Annotated in this window: 22 protein-coding genes and 2 pseudogenes; 7 read left to right on the forward strand and 17 right to left on the reverse strand. The window is 62.7% G+C overall.

Features of this window, described 5'->3' with window-relative positions; all coding sequences use genetic code 11:
* Positions 1-28: 28 nt before the first annotated feature.
* Positions 29-2179, forward strand: a complete 2151-nt coding sequence (gene fdhF, locus MKS11_RS11565; RefSeq protein WP_087771300.1) for a formate dehydrogenase subunit alpha — start codon at positions 29-31, stop codon at positions 2177-2179.
* Positions 2180-2221: 42 nt separating this feature from the next.
* On the opposite strand, the gene MKS11_RS11570 is transcribed toward fdhF, so the two are convergent.
* Complete coding sequence (locus MKS11_RS11570) at positions 2222-3379, reverse strand: M20 aminoacylase family protein (protein WP_004203021.1); 1158 nt, start codon at positions 3377-3379, stop codon at positions 2222-2224.
* Between the two features lie 296 nt (positions 3380-3675).
* On the opposite strand from MKS11_RS11570, the gene MKS11_RS11575 reads away from it, so the two are divergent.
* The 3 genes from MKS11_RS11575 to MKS11_RS11585 all read left to right on the forward strand — a co-directional run bounded on the left by MKS11_RS11575 (position 3676) and on the right by MKS11_RS11585 (position 5858).
* Positions 3676-4875 (forward strand): MFS transporter, encoded by a 1200-nt coding sequence (locus tag MKS11_RS11575; RefSeq protein WP_004203023.1) that lies wholly within the window; start codon positions 3676-3678, stop codon positions 4873-4875.
* 114 nt (positions 4876-4989) lie between these two features.
* Positions 4990-5424, forward strand: a complete 435-nt coding sequence (locus MKS11_RS11580) for a VOC family protein (RefSeq protein WP_017899595.1) — start codon at positions 4990-4992, stop codon at positions 5422-5424.
* A 41-nt stretch (positions 5425-5465) separates the two neighbouring features.
* Positions 5466-5858 carry a VOC family protein gene (locus MKS11_RS11585; RefSeq protein ID WP_060655981.1) on the forward strand — a complete coding sequence of 131 codons (393 nt, stop codon included), beginning with the start codon at positions 5466-5468 and terminating at the stop codon, positions 5856-5858.
* Positions 5859-5987: 129 nt separating this feature from the next.
* Here the strand turns inward: MKS11_RS11585 and MKS11_RS11590 are convergent, their stop codons facing one another.
* From MKS11_RS11590 to MKS11_RS11630, 9 genes and pseudogenes are all read right to left on the reverse strand, one after another.
* Positions 5988-6575: a DUF1062 domain-containing protein gene (locus MKS11_RS11590; RefSeq protein WP_165474131.1), complete on the reverse strand. Its 588-nt coding sequence runs from the start codon at positions 6573-6575 to the stop codon at positions 5988-5990.
* Positions 6576-6874: 299 nt separating this feature from the next.
* Positions 6875-7597: an amino acid ABC transporter ATP-binding protein gene (locus tag MKS11_RS11595; RefSeq protein ID WP_002908374.1), complete on the reverse strand. Its 723-nt coding sequence runs from the start codon at positions 7595-7597 to the stop codon at positions 6875-6877.
* Positions 7584-8348, reverse strand: coding sequence for an amino acid ABC transporter permease (locus tag MKS11_RS11600; RefSeq protein WP_004151161.1), 765 nt, complete (start codon positions 8346-8348; stop codon positions 7584-7586). Before MKS11_RS11600 ends, MKS11_RS11595 begins: the two co-directional genes overlap by 14 nt.
* Positions 8349-8411: 63 nt before the next feature.
* A complete protein-coding gene (locus MKS11_RS11605; protein WP_004203029.1) occupies positions 8412-9179 on the reverse strand; it encodes a basic amino acid ABC transporter substrate-binding protein in 768 nt (255 codons plus the stop codon).
* Between the two features lie 92 nt (positions 9180-9271).
* Positions 9272-10205 (reverse strand): annotated as a pseudogene (locus MKS11_RS11610) (MurR/RpiR family transcriptional regulator).
* Complete coding sequence (locus MKS11_RS11615; protein WP_165474130.1) at positions 10171-11148, reverse strand: ABC transporter substrate-binding protein; 978 nt, start codon at positions 11146-11148, stop codon at positions 10171-10173. The pseudogene MKS11_RS11610 and the gene MKS11_RS11615 overlap by 35 nt, the downstream one beginning before the upstream one ends.
* A complete protein-coding gene (locus tag MKS11_RS11620; RefSeq protein ID WP_060655985.1) occupies positions 11138-12190 on the reverse strand; it encodes an iron ABC transporter permease in 1053 nt (350 codons plus the stop codon). The genes MKS11_RS11615 and MKS11_RS11620 overlap by 11 nt, the downstream gene beginning before the upstream one ends.
* Positions 12187-13212 (reverse strand): iron ABC transporter permease, encoded by a 1026-nt coding sequence (locus tag MKS11_RS11625; protein WP_049092161.1) that lies wholly within the window; start codon positions 13210-13212, stop codon positions 12187-12189. The genes MKS11_RS11620 and MKS11_RS11625 overlap by 4 nt, the downstream gene beginning before the upstream one ends.
* On the reverse strand, positions 13209-14030 hold the full coding sequence (locus MKS11_RS11630) for an ABC transporter ATP-binding protein (RefSeq protein ID WP_087771296.1): 822 nt from the start codon (positions 14028-14030) through the stop codon (positions 13209-13211). Before MKS11_RS11630 ends, MKS11_RS11625 begins: the two co-directional genes overlap by 4 nt.
* 505 nt (positions 14031-14535) lie before the next feature.
* Here MKS11_RS11630 and MKS11_RS11635 point away from each other — a divergent pair.
* Positions 14536-16608 (forward strand): TonB-dependent siderophore receptor, encoded by a 2073-nt coding sequence (locus MKS11_RS11635; protein ID WP_074440888.1) that lies wholly within the window; start codon positions 14536-14538, stop codon positions 16606-16608.
* Positions 16609-16869: 261 nt separating this feature from the next.
* On the opposite strand, the gene MKS11_RS11640 is transcribed toward MKS11_RS11635, so the two are convergent.
* The 7 genes and pseudogenes from MKS11_RS11640 to MKS11_RS11670 form a co-directional block, all read right to left on the reverse strand.
* A complete protein-coding gene (locus MKS11_RS11640) occupies positions 16870-17658 on the reverse strand; it encodes an ABC transporter ATP-binding protein (RefSeq protein ID WP_017901271.1) in 789 nt (262 codons plus the stop codon).
* Complete coding sequence (locus MKS11_RS11645) at positions 17652-18647, reverse strand: ABC transporter permease (protein ID WP_017901272.1); 996 nt, start codon at positions 18645-18647, stop codon at positions 17652-17654. The genes MKS11_RS11640 and MKS11_RS11645 overlap by 7 nt, the downstream gene beginning before the upstream one ends.
* Positions 18628-19665: an ABC transporter substrate-binding protein gene (locus MKS11_RS11650; RefSeq protein WP_017901273.1), complete on the reverse strand. Its 1038-nt coding sequence runs from the start codon at positions 19663-19665 to the stop codon at positions 18628-18630. Before MKS11_RS11650 ends, MKS11_RS11645 begins: the two co-directional genes overlap by 20 nt.
* On the reverse strand, positions 19662-20636 hold the full coding sequence (locus tag MKS11_RS11655; protein WP_080841556.1) for an ABC transporter substrate-binding protein: 975 nt from the start codon (positions 20634-20636) through the stop codon (positions 19662-19664). The genes MKS11_RS11650 and MKS11_RS11655 overlap by 4 nt, the downstream gene beginning before the upstream one ends.
* Before the next feature lie 5 nt (positions 20637-20641).
* On the reverse strand, positions 20642-21793 hold the full coding sequence (locus MKS11_RS11660) for an acyl-CoA dehydrogenase family protein (protein ID WP_165474128.1): 1152 nt from the start codon (positions 21791-21793) through the stop codon (positions 20642-20644).
* A pseudogene (locus tag MKS11_RS11665) lies at positions 21780-22875 on the reverse strand (LLM class flavin-dependent oxidoreductase). The gene MKS11_RS11660 and the pseudogene MKS11_RS11665 overlap by 14 nt, the downstream one beginning before the upstream one ends.
* Before the next feature lie 144 nt (positions 22876-23019).
* A complete protein-coding gene (locus tag MKS11_RS11670) occupies positions 23020-23913 on the reverse strand; it encodes a LysR family transcriptional regulator (RefSeq protein WP_087771295.1) in 894 nt (297 codons plus the stop codon).
* Positions 23914-24019: 106 nt separating this feature from the next.
* Here MKS11_RS11670 and MKS11_RS11675 point away from each other — a divergent pair, with 106 nt between their 5' ends.
* The gene (locus MKS11_RS11675) at positions 24020-24622 is read left to right on the forward strand and encodes a cysteine dioxygenase (RefSeq protein WP_004203047.1); all 603 of its coding nucleotides are present in this window, start codon (positions 24020-24022) and stop codon (positions 24620-24622) included.
* 5 nt (positions 24623-24627) lie between these two features.
* On the forward strand, positions 24628-26208 hold the full coding sequence (locus MKS11_RS11680) for a rhodanese homology domain-containing protein (protein ID WP_087771294.1): 1581 nt from the start codon (positions 24628-24630) through the stop codon (positions 26206-26208).
* Positions 26209-26211 lie beyond the last annotated feature (3 nt).

The raw sequence follows: 26211 nt of genomic DNA on the forward strand, positions 1-26211 counted from the left end.
CTGTTCACTGTTAACAGGTCTGTTACTGATGAAAAAAATCACGAGCGTGTGCCCCTACTGCGGGGCGGGTTGCAAACTTAAACTGGTTGTCGACAACAATAAAATCATTCGCGCGGAAGCCGCCGACGGCGTCACCAACCAGAACCAGCTGTGCCTGAAAGGCTATTACGGCTGGGATTTTCTGAACGACACGCAGCTCCTGACGCCCCGTCTTAAACAACCGATGATCCGCTACCAGAAAGGCGGCGCCTTTACGCCGGTCAGCTGGCAGGAGGCGATTCGCTATACCGCCAGCAAGCTCAGGGAGATCAAAGAGAAGCATGGCCCGCGCGCCATCATGACCACCGGCTCCTCGCGCGGCACCGGCAACGAAACCAACTATGTGATGCAAAAGTTCGCCCGCGCGGTGCTGAACACCAATAACGTCGACTGCTGCGCCCGCGTCTGCCACGGCCCCTCTGTCGCCGGGCTACAGCAGGCGCTGGGCAACGGGGCGATGAGCAACTCGATAAGCGACATCGAAAACTCGAAGTGCCTGCTGGTCTTTGGCTACAACTGCGCCGACTCCCATCCCATCGTCGCCCGCCGGGTGATCAAAGCCCGGGAAAACGGTGCCAAGATCATCGTCTGCGATCCGCGACGCATTGAAACCGCACGCATAGCCGACCGTCATCTGCAGCTCAACAACGGCAGCAATATGGCGCTGGTGAACGCCTTCGGCTATGTCCTGCTGGAGGAGGAGCTGTACAACAAAGCCTATGTCGAACGCTACACCGAAGGGCTGGACGCCTACCGCGAGGCGGTGAAGGATTACGCCCCGGAAGCAGTGGAAGAGATTGTCGGGGTCAGCGCGCAGGCTATTCGCGAGGCGATGCGCATGTTTGCCGCCGCCCCTTCCGCCACCATTATGTGGGGCATGGGGGTCACCCAGTTTGGCCAGGCGGTGGACGTGGTGCGCGGCCTGGCAAGCCTGGCGCTGCTCACCGGCAACCTGGGGCGGGCGAACGTCGGTGTGGGCCCGGTTCGTGGGCAAAACAATGTGCAGGGCGCCTGCGATATGGGCGTGCTGCCGAACCTGTTCCCCGGCTATCAGGAGGTCACCGACCCCGCCGTGCGGGCCAAATTCGCCGCCGCCTGGGGGATCGACCCGGCGCAAATGGATGACCAGGTCGGCACCCGCATCACCGAAGTGCCGCATAAAGCGCTGACCGGCGAGATCAAAGCCTACTACATCATGGGCGAAGATCCGCTGCAGACCGAAGCCGACCTCGGCCTGGTGCGCAAAGGCATCGAGGCGCTGGACTTCGTGGTGGTGCAGGATATCTTCATGACCAAAACGGCGGAGATTGCCGATGTCCTGCTGCCGGCCACCTCCTGGGGCGAGCACGGTGGCGTCTTCACCTGCGCCGACCGCGGGTTTCAGCGGTTTGAACAGGCAATCCCTCCGGCGGGGAATGTGAAGCGCGACTGGGAGATCATCAGTCTGCTGGCCAGCGAAATGGGCTATCCGATGCACTATGAGAACAACCAGCAGATCTGGGACGAGATGCGCGAGCTCTGCCCGCTTTTCTACGGCGTGACCTGGGAGAAAATGGGCGATATGGGCCATGTTCAGTGGCCGTGCCCGACCCTCGACCACCCCGGCACGCCGTGGCTGTATAAAGACAACCGCTTCGACACCCCATCGGGTAAAGGGCAGCTGTTCGCCACCGCCTGGCGCGCGCCGGCGGAGCGTCCGGATGATGAATGGCCGCTGGTGCTCTGCACGGTGCGGGAGGTGGGGCACTACTCCTGCCGCTCGATGACCGGCAACTGCGCCGCGCTGCAGTCGCTGGCCGACGAGCCGGGACGGGTGCAGATGAATCCGGTGGATGCGCAACGGCTGCGGATCGCTGACAAACAGCTGGTGTGGGTTAGCTCCCGACGCGGGAAAGTCATCACCCGCGCCGACCTCAGCGATCGCATCAACCCGGGCGCGGTCTATATGACCTATCAGTGGTGGGTGGGCGCCTGCAATGAGCTGACCCAGGATAACCTCGATCCGATCTCCAAAACGCCGGAAACCAAATACTGTGCGGTGAAAGTGGAAGCGATAGCCGACCAGCAGTGGGCGGAGCGCTATGCCTGGACGGCCTACAGCGACATGAAGGCGCGACTGAAAGCCGCCGCCGACGTGTGACCTCAGGGAGCGCGCGCGCTCCCTGCTGCCGCTGCCGGTGGGTTACGCCGCCGGCAGCTGTTTCTCCACCAGCGCCACCCACATCGCCACCCCGTGGCTAATCAGCGCATCGTTAAAGTCATAGCTGGCGTTATGCAGCGGCTTCGACGGCGTTTCGCCATCGGTGCCGATCCAGAAATAGGCCCCCGGACAGGCCTCCAGCATGCAGGCGAAATCCTCAGAGGCCATCGACGGCGCCTGGTTCCAGCGCACCGCCTCCGCGCCGAGGGTGGCGACCGCCACCTCGCGCAGCAGCTGCGCCTGCGGCGCATGGTTTTTGGTCACCGGATACCCCGGAAACCAGCTAATCTCGCCCTGCACATCGGACACCTGCGGCTGGGTCGCCACATAGCTTTCGATAAGCTCCCGCACGCGGGCGCGAACGCGATTGCTCAGGCAGCGGAAGGTGCCGCGCAGCACCACGGTGTCCGGCAGGACGTTGATCGCCTCGCCGCCGTTTATCTGGGTGATGCTGACCACCGCCGAATCCTGTGGCGACAGGCGGCGGGAAGGAATGGTCTGCAGCGCCATAATCAGCTGCGCCGCAGCGACGATCGGATCGGCCCCGCTCTCCGGCATCGCCGCATGGCAGCTTTTGCCGCGCAGGGTGATCTCGAAGGCGTCGAGGGAGGCCATCATCGCGCCATCGCTAAGCGCCACTTCGCCAAGCGGGATCCCCGGCCAGTTATGCAGCGCGTAAATCGCATCCATCGGGAAGCGTTCGAATAATCCCTCCTCCACCATTTTGCGCGCGCCGCCGAGGTTCTCTTCCGCTGGCTGAAAAACAAAGTGGACGGTGCCGCTGAACTGACGGGTCTGCGCCAGATGGGCGGCGGCCGCCAGCAGCATCGCGGTGTGGCCATCGTGGCCGCAGGCGTGCATGACCCCGGCGCGGCGCGAACGGTAGCTGACGCTCCCCAGCTCGGTGATCGGCAGGGCGTCCATATCGGCGCGCAGGCCGATGACCGGCCCGGGGCCGTTTTCCAGCGTCGCCACGACGCCGGTGCCGGCCAGCCCGCGATGAACCTGCAGGCCAAACGAGGCCAGCAGCTCGGCGACGCGGCGCGAGGTCTCCTGCTCCTGATATCCGAGCTCAGGCGCGGCGTGAAACTCACGTCGCCAGCCTGTGGCTTCGGCGATCAGTGACGGCGATACGGCCATGTATTACTCCTTTCCTGCATAGCGTAATGCTGAATAATTTGGTCATGCGTTGCGTTTTTACCCGTCGCTCACCGGCGTCGGTTCGCTGCCGCTCCCTCCGTTATATCCTGTCGTTAACACGCTGACAACGTCACGAAATGCGGCGGCGGCGCGGCGTACAGGCCTGCCGTCGCCCGGCGGTCCTTTTTTGGTAGTGATTTCAACGGTGACAACGGCCAGGCGATTAATTATTATGCAGCTCAGGACGGCAATTTGCCGAAGGATCCACTACTGACCTCTCCGTCATCGGAAATAAAATGTTTAACCCAGACCAGAATCGTCTTGCTCCCACGCTGGCGATGATCATGGCCGCGTCGCTCGTGGGATTTATCACCGGCTATACGGTGCCGTTAATCAGTCTTGAGCTGGCGCAGCAGCAGATCGCGCCGCTGTATGTCGGCCTGCTGGCCGCCCTGCCGCCCGCCGGCATGATGATCTCCTCTTTCCTCTCTCCTGCGCTGTGCCGGCGCGTTGAGATGGGCGTGCTGCTGAGCGGCAGTTTGATCCTGCTGGCGCTGGCGACCATCGCCTCATGCATGACCACCGATATGACGCTGCTTCTGCTGCCGCGCCTGCTGACCGGCCTGGCCTCCGGGGTCATTATCGTCCTCGGTGAAAGCTGGATCACCGGCGGCGCGGCAGGCAACCAGCGCGCCACCCTCACCGGTATCTACGCCTCGGCCTTTACCGGCTGCCAGCTGGCCGGGCCGCTGCTGATCTCCGTCGGCCCCGCCTGGCAGGCTTCGGCGCTGATGGCGATCGTCGCGGTCACCGCCGTCTGCCTGCTGATGCTGCGCCATCTGCCCACCGGCACCCGCGAAAGCCTTGGGGAGCGCGCCAGCTGGCGCAGCCTCGGCGCCTTCCTGCCGGTACTGGCCTCCGGGGTCTTCTGCTTCGCCTTCTTCGACGCCAGCATCCTCGCCCTGCTGCCACTGTACGGTATGGATAAAGGGCTTAATGAAGGAATGGCGGTGCTGCTGGTGACCGTGGTACTTACCGGGGATGCGATGTTCCAGACCCCGCTCGGCTGGCTGGCCGACCGGGTCGGCATTCGCCGCGTGCATCTGGCCTGCGCGGTGGTCTTCAGCCTGTCGCTGCTGGCCCTGCCGCTGATGCTCGGTTCGCGCATTCAGCTGATGGCCATTTGCCTGCTGCTGGGCGCCGCGGCGGGGGCGCTTTATACCCTGTCGCTGGTGCGAGCGGGGAAAACCTTCAGCGGACAGAAGCTGATTATGATTAACGCCCTGTTCGGCTTTTTCTGGTCCGCCGGAAGCGTCGCCGGGCCGGTAGTCAGCGGCATGCTGATCGGCATCACCGGCTACGACGGCCTGATCGCCACCCTGGTGGCCAGCGGCGTGCTGTTCCTGCTGATCCAGTGTCTGTGCAAAAACGAGAAAACCCTGCTCGCCAGCGAGCAGGAAGACGACATGGACGAAGCGACGGAGTCCGCGCAGTAGTCCTGACGGGCTGGCCTGGCGCCAGCCCTTTTTTATGGCCCTTACCTGAGGGTATCCTGTTCTTGCTGGCTCACTGCTGTAACCATTGCCGGCCCCCTGCCGAGAGGAAATTCCATGGAAAGCATGACGTTACATCGTGGCAGATTGATCGATCATATCCTGCTGGTTGTCGAAGACTTTGAGGCAAGCAAAGACTTCTATACCGCCGTACTGTCGGCGCTGGAGATCCCGGTTATTACCACCGCTAATGACTACTTGCTGGCCGACGAACTGGTGGTGGCCTCACGCCACAGCCCGGAGGCTGCCGGGAAACTGACAGGACGCCACCACCTGGCGTTCCAGGCCAGAGATCGTGACAGGGTGGACGCTTTTTACCATGCGGCGCTGACCCATGGCGGCCGCGATAACGGCGCGCCTGGCGAACGACATTATCATCCTGGTTACTATGCCGCTTTTGTGCTGGATCCGCAGGGGAATAATATTGAGGCGGTCTACCATGGCGAGGCTGAGCGCAGCGCCGGGTCTGTTGCGATCAGCTTCACGCAGTAAGCGGGCGAAAGACACCTTTTTGCCCGCAACAGGAGGACACTATGTTTTCATACATTATGCTGGGAACGAACGATCTACCACGCGCCATCGAATTCTATGACCCGTTAATGGCATTGCTGGGGCACCCCAAAGCCGGCCGTAACGAACAGGGGGCGTCCTGGGGCACCTTCAACGGCAACCACACCTGTGGGCTGTGCGTGGGCGTTCCTTTTGACCTGCAGCCTGCCGGGGTGGGTAATGGAACGATGGTGGCGCTTAACGCCCGCTCCGTCGAACATATTGCGGAACTGCATGCCCTCGCCCTGCAACTCGGCGGACGTGACGAAGGCGCTCCCGGTCACCGCCCACAATATGGCAACGGCTTTCACAGCGCCTACGTCCGCGATCCCGACGGCAATAAGCTGGCGTTTGTTTATTATGCGTCGGCAGCTTGAATGGCTGCTGCGGAAGTGCCTTTTTCAGGCAGTAATGCGTCATTCAGGACGGCCGACTTCGCCGTCCTGATTTCATTGAGAATCACGAAAAACCGCGGTTAAAGCGCTACGACTTCTCTCCCCGACGAGTTATCTACCGCGAAGTGATAACGTAATCCGGCGTCGCGCATACAGCGTTTCCGCCGCCAGCTGAAAATGATATTCCATCGCCTTCAGCTTTTTCGTCTTGAGCTGTTTTAGTGGAATACCCTCGATATGCCCTGTCGCGACCAACCACCGGATTTCAGCCGTACTCAGCTTGAGCTGCTTTTTCAGTATTGATAGCAGGCTGATGCGAAATGGCCGACTGACTCTGACGCGCACCGTTATCCGCGGGCACGCCATCAGCGTCACCGACCATTGCTCATGAATACGAAAATCAGGTTGCCCCGACGGCTCGGCGCCGTTGCGCTTCAGGGTCGCGAGGTCAGCGGCGTAATAGTGGACCATAGCTGCATCGTTCTGCATCAAGCGCTGAAGCAGTTTACGGTTTATCTTGCTGACGTGCAGCCTGGAAAACAGGGCGATATTCCACGTGTAATCGCAGTGCGTGCATTTATAGATGCTCCAGATATCCAGCAGCTTCTTTTGCGAATTCACCCGGATGGCGCCGGAAGGTGCGAAGTCGCGTTTTACATTGCAGGCGGGGCAGCGTTTGGCAATGTGCTGATACCCCACGGGCGTGACCGTCCATGTAACTGTCATAACGTACCTTTTTTAACCCATACGAAACCGAGTCCGTCATTAACGGACCATGATTTTTGGCGTATGAAAAATAGTTAGTCTCTATTTTTCAGTGGGTTAAAAAAAGATTTCCAACGTTATATTCCTGAAGAAGCCCAAAGCGATACCCGGAGATTAACAAAGGGGTTATCGCGGGATATATGAGTTCAGTCAATGTTTATACTGATGATGAAAAACATCATCAATATATTTGACAACACTCAGCGGGCTGGCCTGGCGCCAGCCCGCTCGGTTTACAGCACCTTGCTGAGGAACGCGGCGGTGCGTGGGTTGCTCGGCGCGCTAAAGATCTGCCCCGGCTTGCCCTCTTCCTGGATCACGCCCTGGTCGATGAAGATCACCCGGTCGGCCACTTCGCGGGCAAAGCCCATTTCGTGTGTCACGATCACCATGGTCATCCCCTCGCTGGCGAGGTTTTTCATTACCTCCAGCACGTCGCCCACCAGCTCCGGATCCAGCGCCGAAGTGGGCTCATCAAACAGCATAATCGACGGCTTCATCGCCAGCGCGCGGGCGATGGCTACCCGCTGCTGCTGGCCGCCGGACAGGCTCGAGGGCCAGGCGTCGCGCTTATCGCTTAAGCCCACCTTCGCCAGCAAGGCTTCCGCCAGGTCGACCGCCTGCTGGCGCGGCATATTGCGCAGATTCATCGGCGCCATAATCAGGTTTTCCAGCACCGTCATATGCGGGAACAGGTTAAAGCGCTGGAACACCATGCCAACGCTTTCGCGCATCTTGTTGAGGTCGGTAGTGCGGTCGTGAGCGGCAAAGCCGTTGACCACCACCTCGCCTTCGCTGACCGTCTCAAGGGCGTTCATACAGCGCAGGAAGGTACTTTTCCCCGAGCCGGACGGGCCGATGATGCACACCACTTCCTGCGGTTTAATATCGCAGCTGATGCCGCGCAGCACGTGGCTGTCGCCGAAGCGCTTATGTAAGTTATTAATGTGAATCACTTTTGCCAAACCTCTTTTCCAGACGGTTAACCAGCTGCGCCAGCAGGAAGGTGATCACCCAGTAGACCAGGGAGATGGTCAGGTAGGGTTCCCAGTAGGTGGCGTAGGCGCCGGAGACGGTGCGCGCGGCGTAGGCCAGATCGGCCAGGCCAATCGCCGAGGCCAGCGAAGAGTCCTTAACAATGGCGATGGCGTTGTTGCCCAACGGTGGCAGAATGCGGCGAAACGCCTGCGGCAGGATAACCTTGCGCATGGTTTTCCACCACGGCATGCCCAGCGCGCGGGAGGCCTCCATCTGCCCTTTGTCGATCGACTGGATGCCGGCGCGGAAAATCTCCGACACATAGGCCCCGGCGTTAAGGGTGATCGCCACGATGCAGGAGAGGAACGCCCCGTAGCTGGCACGCAGCTCGCGGGCAAAGTCGGCGCTCATCAGGCCGCTGGTCACCAGCAGGCCGTCGCGCGGGTTGATAAATAGCGGCACCAGCGCAAAGTGCACCACCATGATCTGCACGAACAGCGGCGTACCGCGGAAGGCGCTAACGTAAAAGCGCACCGGAAACTGCACCAGGTAGCGGAGAATATATTTCCACGGCCCGTGCTCGGCCTTCGCCATCCGTCCGAGACCGAGGGTTAACCCCCACAGCGTCCCGAGGATCACGCAGATAATGGTACATTTAATCGTCATCAGGGCGCCGTCCACAAACAGCGGGCCGTACTCCTCGATGATCTCCCAACGGAATCCCGTCATAGTCCTTCCCTAAAAAATACGGCTATCGCCTGGGCGATAGCCGTGGTCACTGAAAAAGGTGGCTTATTGCGCTGGCAGCGTCGGCACGTTGTCGTCGAACCAGGTTTTATAGATTTTGGCGTAAGTCCCGTCGGCAACGATCTTCTGCAGACCGGCGTTGATTTTGCCCAGCAGTTCGCTGTTGCCTTTCGCCACCGCGATACCGAAATATTGACGTTCGAATTTGGCATCCGGCACCAGCTTGAACTGCTTCTCCGGGTGCTGTTTGATGTAGTACTTCACTACCCCGACGTCACCCACCGCGGCGCTGACGCCGTCCTCGAACAGTTCCTGGAGCATCAGCGGGGTATTGTCGAAGCGCTTGATCGCCGTGCTGTTCTTGCCCAGCACCTCAGAAACCACGATATCGCCGGTGCTGGAGTTCACCACCCCGACCTTCTCGTTTTTCAGGGCCGCCAGCGAATCCACCTTCGAGTCCTGGGCGACGACGATCGACTGCTCGGCCGGGAAGTATGGCGCGGAGAAATCGACCATCTGTTTGCGTTTATCGGTGATGGTGATCCCGGAGATGATGATGTCGCGGTCGCCGGTGTTCAGCGTGGCGAAGATGCCTTCCCATGGGGTATTGACCAGCTTGACGTCAAAGCCTTCGGCTTTGGCGATGGCTTTAATGATGTCGATGTCGAAACCTTCCAGCTGTTTCTGGCTGTTTTCAAATTCAAACGGCCTGTAGGTGCCGCCGGAGCCGACGGTATAGGTTTCCGCAGCCGCCTGTCCGGCTGCCGTCAGCGCGGCCATCATGAAACACGCTTTGAGCAAATTCTTGACCATGAGATTTCCTTTTTATGCATTTATTTTGCATAAAAATACACACACTGACTTTTATATGCAACCGGAAACCTTCCTGCTGGTGAATTATCTTATCAACTGCCGCGTTTACCGCCGGATTTACCAATGGTCCGGTGCAGGTCGTTGATTCGCTTCAGGGATTTCACCGTTTTTTGTGGCGTGGTGGAGGCCACCGACAGAACAATCATCTCCAGACAGACCAGCACCGTGCCGTGCAGCGGCATCCGGCTACTGTCCCCGCCGCGCGGAACGTCAATCACTACCTGCGCCTCCTGGCTGAAGCGCGAGTCCACCGCCTGGGTCAGCAGGATGGTCGGAATACCCAAGCGCTTCGCTTCGCGCAGGGTGGTCATCCCTTCGCGATGGGGCGATTTTTGCCCCATCATGATCAGCACATCGCCGCGCTGCAGGCCGATGAGCTGCTCGGCGAGGCTGAAACCCGTGCGGTTCATCACATACGCCGGCAGGCCAATGCGGCTGAACAGCCGGGCGGTGTACTCGGCGAGGATCCCCGAGGCGCCGATACCGAAGATCCCCACCTGGCGTGCGTCGCTGAGCAATGCCACCGCCTGAGCCACCGCCGCGCGGTTGTCGGCCCGCGACAGGACCTCGCAAACCCGTTGATGGCCTTCCAGCACAAAATCAATACTGGAATTGACGTCGCTGGAGAGCGCGGTGACCGTGGAGCGCATCTTTTCCGCCGAGGTGACCGAGGTGCCGAACCAGCGCTCCATGGTCTGCTTAAGCTCGCGCAGCCCGGCGAAGCCCAGCGCCTGGATGGCGCGGACCACCGTGGCGTCGGAGGTCTGGGTCGCAGCGGCGATCTCCATCGCCGTCTGCTCCAGCACCACCTCGCGGTTGTCGTTGATATAGCTGACCACGGCCCGTAGCCGGGGGGAAAGCTGGTGCGCCCGGGCGCGATAGCGTTCGCCGAACAGGTCGACTTTGCCCTTCTCTTTTTTTATCGCGCTTTTCATTTGGCCTCCGCCGGGAGCGGCCTGCCGGCAATATGCGACTGCACCTGGGCCACCATCAGGGAGAGCGCGGCGTAGGAGTTGGAGATCACCTCCTCCCGCGGCAGTAAAATATAGTGCCCGGTGCGGCAGGCGCGCATAAAGTCGCACCAGCCGGGCATCACCGCTTCCATCGCCTGCAGCTCATCCTGTGGCTTGCCGCCGGTATCCGACCGCCAGGTGGCGAAGACAAAATCGGCGTCCAGCTCCGGCAGCTGTTCCGCGCTGACGTCAATACGCTGGCCATCGGGGATCCGCTCAATCAGCGGCGGAAAGCGGAACCCGGCGTCGCGCAGCACCCGGCCCAGGGCATGATACGAATGATGCACCGTGACCTTGCCATTGTTCGCCTGGATCACCGAGACAGTGTACTGAGAAGGGTTGACCATCGCTTTCAGCTGCTTGATTTGTTCCTGATAACGGCGCTCAAGGATCGCCAGCCGCGGCTGGGTGCTGGTCAGCTGGGCCAGCTTGCGGTAAATATCCGGGGCGCTGCCCTGCAGATGGTCGATACTCACCGTCGGGGCAATCTTCTCCAGCTGCTCCACCGACACGTGGCGACTGGGCTCGGTGATGATCAGATCCGGCCTGACGGCAGCCACCGCTTCCAGATCGATATCGGCGGTGCCAATAAAGCGGATATCGCTGTTATCGAAATCGACACCGGTGAGCTGGGCGCTGGAGCGCAGATAGTGGCTGCCGTCCGGGCGCGTGCGGCCGTGGCTGGCGATCGGTGGTACCCCGAGCTCAATCAGCGGAATAGTAATATCGAGATCGTGCATCGAAACAATGCGCTGCGGATGCAGCGGGACGGTGACCTTGCGGCCTAAATCATCGGTAAAAGTTTGAGTATGTGGGTCGGCGGCGCTGACGGCCCCCGTCAGCAACAGCAGCAATGAGACGAACCAACGCATAATACCTTCCTGATTAAAGGGCATCACGGCGACGCCAGAGCAAGACAACAAAGAACGGGCAGCCCACCAGGGCAATCACAATCCCCGCCGGGATCTGCAGCGGCGCAAACGCCAACCGGCCAAGGGTATCGGTCGCCAGCACCAGCAAGGCGCCAATCAGGGCGCTGCCGCTCAGCAGCGAGACCTGGCCGCCGCGCAGCACGAAACGCGCCATATGCGGCGCCATCAGGCCCACAAAGCCCAGGCTGCCGACGCAGGAGACGCTGGCCGAGGTCAGCAGCACCGGGGCGAAAAAGCGCAGCAGAGTCAACTGCTGCAGACGCACCCCGAGGCCGATGGCGGTTCGGTCGCCCAGCAGCGCCGCGTCCGCCGCCCGGGCGGTACAGAACAGGATGATGGCCCCGGGCAGCGCCCAGCAAAAGGCCACCGCCAGCAGCGGCCAGGTGGCGGCCTGCAGGCTGCCCGCCAGCCAGATCATCGCCGTCTGCACGTCGCGTACGTCGGCGGTGGTCATAAAGATGCCGACCGCCGCCGCCAGGGTCCAGGAGACGCCGATGCCAATTAAAATAAAGCGCGGCCGCGAGCAGTCGCGGGCCAGCGTCAGGACCAGCAGGGCCACCGCCACGCCGCCGACCATCCCCGCCAGCGGCCGCCAGACCAGGCCTACCGCCGGGAAAAACAGCACCAGCGCCAGGACCACGATGCTGGCCCCCTCTTTAACGCCGATCAGCCCCGGATCGGCCAGCCCGTTGCGGGTGATACTCTGCATCGCCGCGCCGGCCAGCCCCAGCATGGCCCCGCACAGCAGCGCCATCAGGATCCGCGGCAGGCGAATATCAAACAGAATAAAGCGCGGCTGCTCGCCCATCTCCTGTGGCGCCAGCAGGGCCTGCGCCAGCGTCGACGCGGGCAGCGGATAGCTGCCGCGGCTGAGGCTGTACAGCCCGAGCGCCAGCAGCATCAGCAGCATAAAGGCGGCAATTTTCAGCGCCGCCGGGCGCAGCAGCAGCTGGCGGGAAGCGAAAAGCAGCGGCCGAAAACCGGCCCGGTGAACGGCGCGCGTCATTTAAAAAACCTCGCGGCGATAAAGATAAACAGCGGTGCGCCCACCAGGGCGGTCATCGCCCCGGTGGCCAGCTCCTGCGGCGCGACCAGCGTCCGGGCGGCGATATCCGCCAGGAGAAGCACCAGCGCCCCCACCGGCGCCGCCAGGGGCAGCGCCAGGCGGATATCTTCCGTCACCAGACGGCGCACCACGTGCGGCACCACCAGCCCGACGAAGCCGATCGGTCCGGCCACCGCCACCGCCGCGCCGCAGAGCAGCGCAATCGCCAGCAGGCCCAGCAGCCGCGTCTGGACGAGGTTCACGCCGAGGCCCAGCGCCACCTTATCCCCCAGCGCCAGCACGTTGAGGCGCGGGGCAAGGAACAGCGCGACGCCAAGGCCGATCAGCGCCGGGACCAGCGCCGTCCGCAGCGTGCTCCAGTTCAGCCCGGCCAGATCGCCCGCCAGCCAGGTGCGCATCGCCAGCAGCGTCTGTTCATCGAGAATTAATATCGCCGCCGTCACCGCCGACGCAAACGCCGACAGCGCTACCCCGCACAGCGTGATGCGCAGCGGCGTCGCTCCGCCGCGACCGGCAGAGGCCAGCACCATCACCCCGCCGAACAGCAGTGCCGCGCCGCAGGCGGCGGTCAGCGGCCGCGCGGCGGGGAAAGCGCCGAGAGAGAGCCCCAGCGCGGAGGTCGCCACCACTGCCAGCGACGCGCCGGCGTTAAGGCCGAGGATATGCGGCTCGCCCAGCGGGTTGCGGATCACCGTCTGTAGCAGCAGCCCGGCGACGCCGAGCGCCGCGCCGGTCAGCAGCGCCGCCGCCAGCCGCACCAGGCGCAGTTCGACGATAATCCGCTGCTCGAAATTGCGCGGATTGTACTCCAGCAGCGCCTGCAGCACCGTCTGCGGGGCGATCCAGCGGGCGCCCAGGCCAAGATGCACCAGCGAACCGGCGATAAGCAGCAGCGTAAGCAGGAGCAGCGCCAGTCGGGGACGGGCGCGCCGCCGCGCGGAAAGCAGGATAGTCACGCTCATTGCGCCGCCGCCTGGCGGGCGCGAAACGGCATAAAGAAGGGTTTGCCGGTTTGCGGGTTAATCGACATCTGCACGTCAACGTCAAACACGCGTTTAATCAGCTCAGGGCTACAGACTTCGTTGTCGCTAATCGTACCGGCGATGCGCCCCTGTTTGAGAAACACCAGCAGATCGGCGTAGTTCACGGCAAAGTTGAGGTCATGGAGCACCGTCACCACCGTGCGGCCATGTTCGCGGGTCAGGGTCTGGAGCAGCTCGAGGATATCGACCTGATAGCGCAGATCGAGCCAGGTGGTCGGCTCATCGAGCAGAATGGTGGCCGTTTGCTGGGCCAGCGCCATGGCGATCCAGCAGCGCTGACGCTGGCCGCCGGAGAGGCTGTCCACCGGCAGATGAGCGAACTCGCGGGTGCCCGTTAAGCGCAGCGCCTCCTCCACCGCCAGCTCATCGGCGTCTGACCACTGGCGCATCAGACCCTGCCACGGATAGCGCCCACGCGAGACCAGCTCGAAAACCGTTAACCCTTCCGGGGTCAGCGGCGATTGCGGCAGGATGCCGAGCTGGCGCGAGACGGCCTTCGTCGGCATCTGATGAATGGCTTGCCCGTCCAGACGCACGCAGCCGCCGAGCGGCTTCAGCATCCTGGCGATAGTCGACAACAGCGTTGATTTGCCGGAGCCGTTCGCCCCTGCCAGCACCGTCATTTTGCCGCTGGGGATGGTCAGGTTGATGTCGTCAACGATCAGGGTCTGGCCGTAGCCGGCTGACAGGGCATCCAGTACGATCCCCTGCACTGCAGGTGTCACCCGCTGTGGCATAACTCGCTCCTGCGCCGCAGCGTTCCAGGCGATGGCTGGACATTCTGCAGTCAAATCAAAATAAATCTCATTCTCTTTTGATCATGACGGGGATGAATGTAGTAGTCAATAGTCGCCATCGTCTTCCTGCGGGGACGCTGACTACAGCGAGGCTGCGCCAACGCAATAGAATTAAAATAAAACAATATCAAAGCGATAACTACATAATGCTCCCTACTGGAGGCGTTTAAAACGTCCTGTTCCTCGCCGCTGAAATTTTATCTTGCCTAACGTTTACTACTACATTCCTTCATGGTTGAATGATTCTCAATTACACATATAAAGGCGCGTTCAGACGCTAAACCACGTGTTTTTATTATTCAGGGCAATGATTTTATTGGCTTTATCTGACCGCAAAGGCAGATTCGTTCACGAGAAAAAGATAATGACTCAACCCCATGTCGCCTTCACCTCGTTGCAAGGGCGGGCGCTTTTTTCGCTTCTTTTTTTAGCCTCACCGGGATTAATGGCCGCGGAAAATCACGCGGCGAAAGATAACAACGATGCGGAAGAGACCATCATCGTGGTGGCCAACGACGCCCGGCAGAGCGCCACCAGCGGCTATCAACCGCTCAGCTCCTCTACCGCGACGTTGACCTCAATGCCGCTGCTGGATATTCCGCAGGTGGTGAATACCGTCAGCGATCGGGTTCTCGAAGATCAGCACGCCACCTCGCTCGATGAGGCGCTGTATAACGTAGCCAACGTGGTGCAAACCAACACCCTTGGCGGCACCCAGGACGCTTTTACCCGCCGCGGCTTCGGCGCTAACCGCGACGGCTCGATCATGACCAACGGCCTGCGCACCGTGCTGCCGCGCAGCTTTAACGCCGCCACCGAACGGGTGGAAGTCCTGAAGGGACCCGCCTCGACGCTGTACGGTATTCTCGATCCCGGCGGGCTGATCAACGTCATCACCAAACGTCCGGAGCGGCAGTTCTCCGGTTCGGTTTCCGGGACGTCCACCAGCTTTGGCGGCGGCACCGGCAGCGTCGACGTCACCGGCCCCATCGAAGGCACGAATCTGGCGTACCGGCTGATCGGCGAATATCAGAATGAGGATTACTGGCGCAACTTTGGTAAAAACAAAAGCCGCTTTATCGCCCCTTCCCTGACCTGGTTTGGCGACCGGGCGACGGTGACCGCGTCCTATTCGCACCGCGACTACAGCGCCCCCTTCGACCGCGGCACTATCTTCGATCTCAATACCGGGCATGCGGTGAACGTCGATCGCAAAACCCGCTTCGATGAAGCCTTTAATATTACCGATGGCTATTCCGACCTCGCCCAGCTGAACGCCGAGTATCGCCTTAACGACGCCTGGACCGCGCGCTTCGACTACAGCTACAGCCAGGATAATTACAACGATAACCAGGCGCGGGTGGTGGCCTATGATTCGGCGACCGGCAACCTCACCCGCCGGGTCGACGGTACCCACGGTTCAACGCAGAAGATGCACTCCACCCGCGCTGACCTGCAGGGCAACGTGGTGGTAGGCGGTTTTTATAACGAACTGCTGACCGGCGTCGCCTATGAGAATTACGATCTGCTGCGCACCGATATGCTGCGCTGCAAGAACGTGAAAGGCTTTAACATCTATCATCCGGTCTACGGCACCCTCGACACCTGCAATACCGTCTCCGCGTCCGATAGCGATCAGCGGATCCAGCAGGAGAGCTATGCCGCTTACGTGCAGGACGCGCTGTACCTCACCGACAACTGGATCGCCGTCGCCGGCGTGCGCTACCAGTATTACACCCAGTACGCCGGTAAAGGCCGACCGTTTAACGTCAATACCGACAGCCGCGATGAGAAATGGACGCCGAAAGCCGGCCTGGTCTACAAAGTGACGCCGAACGTGTCGCTGTTCGCCAACGTCGCCCAGTCGTTTATGCCGCAGTCGTCGATCGCCAGCTATATCGGCGAGCTGCCGCCGGAAGAGTCCACCGCCTACGAAGTGGGCGCCAAATTCGACCTGCTGGAGGGCATTACCGCCAATATCGCGCTGTTTGATATCCATAAGCGCAACGTGCTGTACACCGAGAGTATTGGTGATGAGACGGTGGCGAAAACCGCGGGCAAGGTGCGTTCCCAAGGGGTGGAGGTGGATCTGGCCGGGTCAATTACCGATAACCTCAGCATGATTGCCAGCTACGGCTATACCGACGCCAAAGTGCTGGAAGATCCGGATTACGCGGGGAAACCGCTGCCGAACGTACCGAAGCACACCGGTTCGCTGTTCCTGACCTATGACATTCATAACGTCTACAACAGCAACACCCTGACGATCGGCGGCGGCGGCCATGCGGTCAGCAAGCGCTCCGGCACCAACGGCGCGGATTATTATCTGCCGGGCTATGCGGTGGCAGACGTGTTCGCCGCCTATAAGATGAAGCTGCAGTATCCGGTGACGCTGCAGGTGAACGTGAAGAACCTGTTTGATAAGACCTATTACACCTCTTCCATCGGCACCAATAACCTCGGTAACCAGATTGGCGATCCGCGCGAGGTGCAGTTCACGGTGAAGATGGATTTTTAACCCTTACCCTGGCAACGGATGTCGATTGCCGGGCGGCGCTGCGCTTGCACCGGCCTGCGGTCCTTCACCTTCCTGTGGAGTTCGTAGGCCCGGTAAGGCGCAGCCGCAACCGGGCAAAACGTGGCGCATGGCGCCGGATGCCCATTGCCGGGCGGCGCTGCGCTTGCACCGGCCTACAACAGCATGGCCTACGGTCCTTCCCCTTACTGTGGAGTTCGTAGGCCCGGTAAGGCGCAGCCGCCACCGGGCATTGCGTTCACCTTACCAGTCCTCCTCCTGGCCGAGGATGCGCAATATATCCTGACGATGCTGCAGCAGCTGCGGGTTATCGCGATGGCGGGGAAAGGCCAGCGGCAAGGCGAACTCGGCGATAATCCGCCCCGGACGCGGCGACATCACCAGCACCCGCTCGCACAGCAGCAGCGCCTCTTCGATATCGTGGGTCACCAGCAGGCTGGTATAACCCTGCTGCTGCCAGAGGGCGATCAGCTCCCGCTGCATACTGATGCGGGTCAGCGAGTCCAGCTTGCCCAGCGGTTCGTCGAGCAGCAGCAGGCGCGGCTCGTTCAACAACGCGCGCGCCAGCGCGGCGCGCTGCGCCATCCCCCCTGACAGCTGCCGCGGCCACGCCTCGCTGAAGGCCTGCAGCCCGATGCGGTCAATCAGCGCGTCGGCCTTGGCTTCCAGCCCCCTTTTGCCCTGCGCCTGCGGGCCCAGCAGTACGTTCTGCCGCACCGTCAGCCACGGATAGAGCGTCGGATCCTGAAACACCAGTATGCGCTCCGGCCCGGGAGCGCCGAGCGGCGCGCCGTCGAACTGCATCTGTCCGCTCTGCGGCGCTTCCAGCCCGGCCAGCAGCCGCAGCAGGGTGGATTTACCGCAGCCGGAAGGACCCAGCAGCGCCACGCTTTCCCCCGGCCGCAGCTGCAGGCTGATATTCTCCAGCACCGGCACCGCCTGTTTGCCGAGCGTAAACGCGTGATGAAGATGGCTTATCGATACCGCCGCGCCGCGCGCTATCGTCTGCGAACCTGATGTCGCGGTTACCATTGCATCCCTCCCCGCTGCCAGCTCAGCAGCTTATCGCGCAGCATAAATAATCCGCTAATCAGGCCGGAGCACAGCAAGGCCATCACCAGCAGCGCGGCGTACATATTGGGATAGGCCGCCCAGCCCTGGGCCCACTGGAGGTAAAAGCCGATCCCCGACTTCACCCCGACCATTTCAGCCACAATCAGCACCGAAAACGACGCGCCAAGCCCCATAAACAGGCCGACAAAGACGTTCGGCAGCGCGGCGGGGATCGCCACCCGCAGGATCAGGAAACGCTGGCTGGCGCCGAGGGTCCGCGCCACGTCGTACCATGCCTTGTCAATGCCAATGACCCCGGACCAGGTCAGCACCGTGACCGGGAACCAGGTGCTCAGCGCAATCAAAAACACACTGGCGCCGAAGCTTGACGGAAAAATAAACAGGCACAGCGGCAGCAGCGCGGTAGACGGCACCGGCCCCAGCAGGCGTAACACCGGATGGACCCAGTAGCCAATCCGTTGCGACCAGCCAATGGCCAGACCGGTGATGAACCCGCTGCTGGTGCCGAGCAGCACGCCGAGCCCCAGCAGCCCCAGGGAGTGCAACAGGCTGTCGAGCAGGCGCGGCCAGTCATCATGCAGCACCTCGATCAGCGCCTGCGGCGGCGCGAAAAACGGCACCGGCAGCACGCCGCTCTTGGCGGTCAGCCCTTCCCAGGCAGCGAACAGCACCGGCAGCAGCGCCAGCCACTTGCCGGCATGCCGCACGCGCGCGCCGCGCGCTCGCCAGTAGCGATAGCTCAGCGCCAGCAGCAGCAAGCCGCCGCCGAAGGTGAACTGCGCCAGCGCCCAGCCCTCGCTAAACGGCCAGCGCCGCCCGGCATCGGGCCAGGTCAGAGTAAACAGACCGCCCAGCAGCCACAGCGCGGCGGCCAGCAGCCCTTCTCCCCACAGCGGCGCGCGGCCGGTGGGGCGCGCCAGAGCCTGCTCAAGCGAAGACGTTGGCATAGATACTCTCCGCAAACTGATGGGGATCGGTGCCCGGTTTGATCACCTGCACCCGCTGCAGGTCGACCGCGTACTGCGTCAGCTCTTTCACGAACGCCTCACCCACCGCGTGGTGGCCGTGCCCCTGCCCGTGCAGAATACCGCTCACCTCCGCTTCATTGGTATTGAGCGCATGGGCAAGGAAGGATTGCGCCACGCTTTCCGGGTGTTCTGCGGCATAGCTGTGCGCTTCAAGGATCGCCTGAGTGAGCGCCGCGGCGGCCGGTTTATGGTCCCGCGCCAGGCTCCCGCTCACCCCCAGCACGCAGCAGCTGAGGTTGGCATAATCTCCGGTCATATTGCTGGCGACAAGCTGATACTTGCCGGTCTTCAGCAGCCGATAGCTGAACGGCTCGCTGCCGCTGATGGCGGCGATTTCGCGCTTGTCCAGCGCCACGCTGAGCAGATCCGCCGGGTAGACTTTCCACTGCACGTCGCTGATCGGGTCGATACCGTGGCGCTTAAGCAGAATGGCGAAGAAGTTTTTATCCGGCCCGGCCATGTCGGTGACGCCAATGGTTTGTCCCTTCAGGCTCTCGAGGCCGCCGAACGGCGAGTCTTTGGCCGTCAGCAGGTTCAGACAGCCGCCGTGGGTACCGGCGGTGAGCTTGACGTCAAAACCCTGCTCCAGCGCCTTCAGCCAGCGAAGCGCCATCCCCACCCCGGCGTCGGCCTTGCCGGTGGCGATCGCCTCCAGCAGCACATCGGTGGAGTTACCGAAGTTAACAAACTCAACGTCGAGGTTATATTTACTGAAAATCTTCTGCTGCTCGGCGACGGCGACCGGCGCGAGGCATACCGCACTTTTGTTGATCGCCAGCTTGATCTTGTAGGGCTGAGGCAGGCGCAGCGCCGGATGGGCATCGCCGCTGGCCATCTCCGCCATATCGTGAGCCCACAGCGGCAGAGAAACCCCGGCCAGCGCCAGGCCGCCGCTAAGCTGTAAAAAACGGCGGCGGGAAAAAGCGGATCGGCTCATGGCGTCACCTCCGCGTGGACCGCCGCGGCGGGCACGCTAAAGCTGGGGTCAAAGGTCGGCTTCACGTCCAGCCGGGTGCGGATCAGGCCGTTGGCGAGATAAAAGTCCGCCGTCGCCTGCTGCTGGGTCACGGTTTCCTCTGCCAGCGGCTGCCACTGCGACTGGCGGTTGGCAAACTGTGCGCGGGCGATCTCCGCCGGGAATCGGATGATCTCCCCCAGCGTTTTGCCGTAGCTGTCGAGATTGGCGTAGGCCCAGCGCTCGGCGCCGGCCAGGCGCTGGAGATAATCCTGCAGCGCGGCGCGCTTTTGCGGATCGTTAAGCGCGGAATCCGTTGCCGCAAGGAAGGTATTCCCCGGCAGCAGCCCTTTGCCGCTCACCAGGATCTGCCCCTCGTTGGTCTTCACCATTTGGGTGGTGTAGGGCTCCCAGGTCGCCCAGGCGTCCACCGAACCGTTAAGCAGCGCCACTTTGGCGTCCACCGGGCCGAGGAACACCCACTGCACCTCCTTCGGCGAGATGCCCGCCTGCTCGAGCGCTTTCAGCGCCACGAAATGACCAATCGACCCTTTGCCGGTGGCAATGCGCTTGCCTTTTAACCCGGCGGCGGTTTTTATCGCGCTGCCGGGGGAAACCAGCACCGCGGTCCCCGCCGGATTGCTTTTGTCCACGGCAATCGCTTTCACCGGCGCGCCGTTAGCCAGGGCGAAGAGCAGCGGCGCATCGCCGATGATCCCCGCGTCCACTGCGCCCGCGTTAAGGGCTTCCGCCAGCGGCGCGGCGGCCGGGAATTCAGCCCACTTAATGTCATAGGGGAGGTTTTGCAGGGCGTTGGCCGCCTCCAGCTGCGAACGCATGCCGCCTTTTTGATCGGCGATGCGCAGGGTAAGCCGCTCCTGCGCCGTCGCGTAACCGCCCAGCGCCAGCAGCATCAGCGCTGCCGCCACCCGGCCTGAGAATGATAGACGCATCGTGATTATCCTTGTGATTGAAAGACGAAGTGGCCGGCTGCCAGCCAGGCGCCGTCGCTCTGCGGGGTATGCACCCGGCCGCAGAGCACATTACGGTAGTGGCGTTCCAGCGGGTTCTGTCGGCTGAGGCCATGATTGCCGGTCAGCTCGAGCGCGATATTCACCGCCTGAATGGCGTTGTCGGTAATAGTGACTTTCGCCAGATTCGCCTCGATGGCGGAAAAGCGCAGCGCGGCGGCCTGCTCCAGCAGGCTGCGGTTCACCAGCAGCAGCCCGGCGATCTGCCCGACCTTCTCCTGCACCCGCGGCAGGCGGGAAAGCGGATGGCCGAGGCCCGCAGGCACCCGCCCCGTCAGCCACCTCACCAGCCAGTCGTGAGCGGCGCGGGCGATGCTGTCATAGATCGCCGCCAGCAGCGCCGTCTGCCGGTTGGCGAACAGGCGCAACGGTTCCGCCTGGGCAGCGGGTGGCGCATCGACCGGCCAGACATCCACCGCGTGCTCTGCCGCCACACGCACGTGGCGAAAAATCACCTCATGGCTGCCGGTGGCCCGCATCCCGGCGTGATCCCAGCTTTTCACCACGCGAATCCCGGCGCTGTCGCCAGGCACCAGCCAGGTGCCCACCCGCGGCGGGTTATCATCGCTTCTCGCCCATACCGCCAGCCAGCGTAGCCCTTCAATGCCGGTGGTATAGATTTTATGACCGTTGATGTCCCAGCCGTCCGCGCAGCGGCTCGCCACGGTGTCCGGCAGGCCGCCGCGCGCCGGGGAACCCAGCTCCGGCTCAACGCGCAGGCTGTTGATCAGGCCACCGCGTTCGACGGCGTCGTGAAAAACCTGCTGGCGCAGCGGCGCGTGCCAGGCGTCGTTTTCCGCCAGCCGCAAATGGTGCAGATACTGCATGCAGACGATCAGCGCCGTCGCCGGCTCACCCCAGGCGATGGCGGCGATGGCCTGCTGCAGCTGGGCCAGGCTGGCGCCCGCGCCGCCGTAAGCACGCGGCACGGCGAGGCTTAACCAGCCCCCCGCGCGCAGGTGGTCGATATTGCGCCAGGGAAAGTCGCCGCTGGCGTCGAGGCTGGCCGCCTGCTCCGCCATCTGTTGGCGTACCGCCGTCAGCTGCTGCGCCCAGTCGTCGCGCTCAGGATGGATCACGATGCGCGCTCCGCCGCCGCACGCCGCGCGGCTTTTTCACGAGCGATCGGCAACAGCGCCCGGCCGTAGTCTGCCGCATCGTTCAGCGGGTCGAATCCGCGGATCAGGAAGTTGCGCACCCCGAGGTCGTAGTAATCGAGCAGCGCATCGGCCACCTGCTCCGGGGTGCCCACCAGGGCGGTAGAGTTATGCCCGCCGCCCACCAGCTGGGCGATGCCGGTCCACAGGCGTTTGTCCACCACTCTGCCCTGCGCGGCGGTGGCCCGCAGCCGCTGGGCGCCGATGCTGTCCGGTTTGGCCTTGAAACCGCCCCCGCGCTGCGCCGCCTGCTCGGTGGCGACATGCAGGATATGCTCGGCTTTCTCCCAGGCCTCGGCTTCGCTGTCGGCGATAATCGGCCGGAACGAGACGCTGAAACCGATGTCACGCTGGTGTTTCGCCGCTTCGGCGCGCACGCGCTGGATGGTCTCGCCGGTTTGCGCCAGCGACTCGCCCCACAGGGCGAAGACGTCGGCGTGTTTGCCGGCGACGGCGATGGCCGCTGCCGACGAACCGCCGAAGTAGATGGGAAGATGCGGCTTTTGCAGCGGACGAATAGCTGACCAGGCCTGTTCGGCCTGATAAAACTCGTTGTGAATATCGACAGGCTGCTCGCTGGTCCACACCTGGCGCACCACGTCGAGGAAGGCGTCGGTGCGGGCATAGCGCTGGTCGTGGTCGAGGTAATCGCCGTCCCGGCGCTGCTCGGCGTCATTGCCGCCGCTGATGATATGCACCGCCAGCCGGCCCCCCAGCAGATGCTCAAGGGTGGCGAATTTGCGCGCGGCGAGGGTCGGCGATACAAAACCGGGGCGATGGGCCAGCAGGTACTGAATTTTCTGCGTCGACAGTCCGGCCAGGGCGGTTACCAGAAAGCCGTCGGGTTGATCGGCCCAGTGACCCACCAGCAGGCGATCGAACCCGGCGGCTTCATGGGTTTGCGCGAAGCGAACGATATAGTCGCGGTCAAAGATCGGCCCCACCGGGGCAATCGTTTCGGAAGAGAGGCGGTGGCCAATCATGCCAAGAAACTGAATGCTCATGAACAACTCCTTGCGTCAGGGTAATGGAGTGGCCGCGACGGCGGCGCTGGTCATTACCCTATACAGAGTGTGTTAATGAACAAAATGCATTTTTATCATATCTTAATATGCAAGGCTTGCATTAATAGAAAATGAGTAGTGTTTTCAGTCGGATACTATCAGCTGCTGCACCACTTTGCTGGCGAAAAAGATCAGCGGCGACTGCAGGTTGGCCAGATACTGAGCGTGGATCAGCCACAGCGACACCGCAGGCTGAAAATCGCTGAGGTTGACGACCTCGATCTCGTCCCGCCACGGGCTGGCCGCCAGCGCCGCCCGCGGCACCAGACCCAGCCCCAGTCCCTGCGCCACCAGCGCCATCTGCAGCTGGGCGCCCGCGCTCTCGACGTTAAGCTTCAGGCGCAGGCCCTGGCTTTGCAGCTCGCGGATGAGCCCGGCGCGCAGGCCACAGCCATCGGGGTTAAGGATCCAGCCCTGTTCGACGCACTCCCGCAGCGACGACGCCCGCAGATTCAGCCGCCGGGCGGCAATCGGCACCACCTCCAGGGGGCACAGGAGACGCCCGCTGTAGCCCTCGGCGAGGGTCTGCTGGGCGGGGCCCATCGCCAGCATCCCGTCCAGTTCGCCGTTTTCCAGCCGGCGCTGCAGCTCTCCGCTCCAGCCGCAGGTGACCTGCGGGGACAGTGCGGAAAACTGCTGGCTCAGCGCCGCCAGCGCCGCCGGCAGCGCGATCTCGCTGATACTCTGCGGTACGCCGAGACGCAGCGCGCCGCGCGGCTCGCCTTGCGGATCCAACAGGCTGTAGAGCTTTTTCGTCTCGCGCTTAATGCTCAGGCACTGCTCGTACACCCGCTGACCGGCGGCGGTCAGGGTCAGCGGGCGGGTCTGACGCGCTAACAGCGTGACGTTCAGCTCCTGCTCCAGACGCTGCAGGCGCCGGGTTATCGCCGACTGGGTGATCCCCAGATAGTCCGCCGCCTGATTGAGGGAAGAAAACTGCACTGTGGCCAGCAGAGCGTCAATATCGTCGATGCGCATAGGATCCTTATGTTAAATTTGCATATTAATATATGCGTAAATTGCATTTAAATAATATTAATGCCTCTGTTAGCGTTTTGACCAGTCCCTCTGACAGGAAGCGCACATGACTGCACCACGACTGGAAAAATTACGCCATTTTATTCATGAGGTTGACCGTCTGCACCGGGAACACCACTCGACCGCGCCGCTGCTTGACGCCGTGGCGCAGCGGCTGGCGGCGCTGGTGCGTCACGACGACTGGCTGCCGGAAGAGTACACCCTGCCGCACCCACACCATTACCAGCAGTATCTGCTGCATGCCGACTCCGGGGAGCGCTTCTCGATCGTCAGCTTCGTCTGGGGGCCGGGGCAGGCGACGCCGATCCATGACCACCGGGTGTGGGGGGCCATTGGGATGTTGCGCGGCGCGGAGGAAAATCAACGCTACCAGCTGGATGCCGATGGCATACCGCGCGCGCTGGGCGCCGCCACGCTTCTGCAGGCAGGTCAGGTGGAGAAAGTCTCCGCTGACGATGGCGACATTCATCGCGTCAGCAATGCGCTGGCGGATCGCGTCTCCATCAGCATACATGTTTACGGCGGCAACATCGGCGCGGTGAAGCGCGCAGTGTATACCCCGGAAGGCCAGCAAAAACCGTTTATATCCGGCTACTCCAACCGCCATTTACCCAATATCTGGGATTCCTCCCGCGAACACCAAGGATAACCATTATGTCCACTTACGCTTATCGCCAGGCCGCCGGGATCCGTCAGGCGCTGCTCGACCGTCGTGAACTGGCGCTGATCGACGTCCGTGAAGAGGCCGATTTCGCCACCGCTCATCCACTGTTTGCCGTCAATCTGCCGCTCAGCAAACTGGAGCTGGAGGTCCGCCGGCGGATACCGCGCTTCACCACCCCGATCACCGTCTACGACAACGGCGAAGGGCTGGCGGAGATCGCCGTCGAACGGCTGCGGACCTGGGGCTATCAGGATGTGGCCCTGCTGGCCGAGGGTCTCGCCGGCTGGCGCCGCAGCGGCGGCGAGCTGTTTCAGGACGTCAACTCTGCCAGTAAAGCTTTTGGCGAGCTGGTGGAAAGCGTGCGTCACACGCCGTCGCTCAGCGCCCAGGAGGTTCAGGCGCTCATCGACAACCGGCAGGAGGTGGTGATCGTCGACGCCCGGCGCTTCGATGAGTACCAGACCATGAGCATCCCCGGCAGCATCAGCGTGCCCGGCGGCGAGCTGGTCCTGCGGGTGGAGAGCCTGACGCCCTCCCCGCAGACGCCGATCATCGTCAACTGCGCCGGACGCACCCGCAGCATCATCGGCACCCAGTCGCTGATCAACGCCGGGGTGCCGAACCCGGTCCATGCCCTGCGCAATGGCACTATCGGCTGGACGCTGGCCGGTCAGACGCTGGCGCACCAGCAGCAGCGGCAATACGACCCCTCCGCCCGCGCCTCCGGCGTCCGGGCCGCCGAGGCGGCGCATCTCGCCGAACGGGCCGGGGTGGCAGTCATCGATGAAGCGACGCTACAACGCTGGCGGCAGCAGAGCGACCGCACCACCTTCCTGTTTGATGTCCGCAGCCCCGAGGAGTACGCGGCGGGCCACTATCCTGGCAGCCTGAGCGCGCCAGGCGGCCAGCTGGTGCAGGAGACCGATCACTTCGCCAGCGTGCGGGGAGCGCGGATAGTGTTACTGGATGACGATGGCGTCCGGGCGGCGATGACCGGCTCGTGGCTGGCGCAGATGGGCTGGGAGACGGCGCGGCTGAGCGCGCTGTCTCCCAGCCAGCTGAGCGAGCGCGGGGTGCCGGCCGCCGAAGTGCCCCCCGCCCCGCCGGCGGAGGAGATAAGCCCGGCGCAGCTGGCGCAACAGCTGGAGGAGCCCGGGACGGTGGTGCTCGATTTCACTACCAGCGCCAACTTTGTCGCCCGCCATATCCCCGGCGCGTGGTGGCTGACGCGCTCGCAGCTGCGCCAGGCCCTGGAAGCGATCCCTCCCGCGCAACGTTACGTGGTGACCTGCGGCAGCAGCCTGCTGGCCCGCTACGCGGTGTCCGAGGTGGCAGCCTTAACCGGTAAGCCGGTACAGGTATTGCGCGGCGGGACGCTGGCGTGGATCGCCGCCGGTCTGCCGCTGGCCCATGGCGACGACGGCCTCGCCGTCGAGCGCCGGGACCGCTATCGCCGTCCCTATGAAGGGACCGATAATTCCGCAGAGGCCATGCAGGCCTATCTGGAGTGGGAGTACGGCCTGGTGGATCAGCTGGCCCGCGACGGCACCCACGGTTTTCGGGTGATCTAACGC

The organism is Klebsiella sp. K5-45, from assembly GCF_030128605.1.
GTDB classification, from domain to species: domain Bacteria; phylum Pseudomonadota; class Gammaproteobacteria; order Enterobacterales; family Enterobacteriaceae; genus Klebsiella; species Klebsiella quasipneumoniae.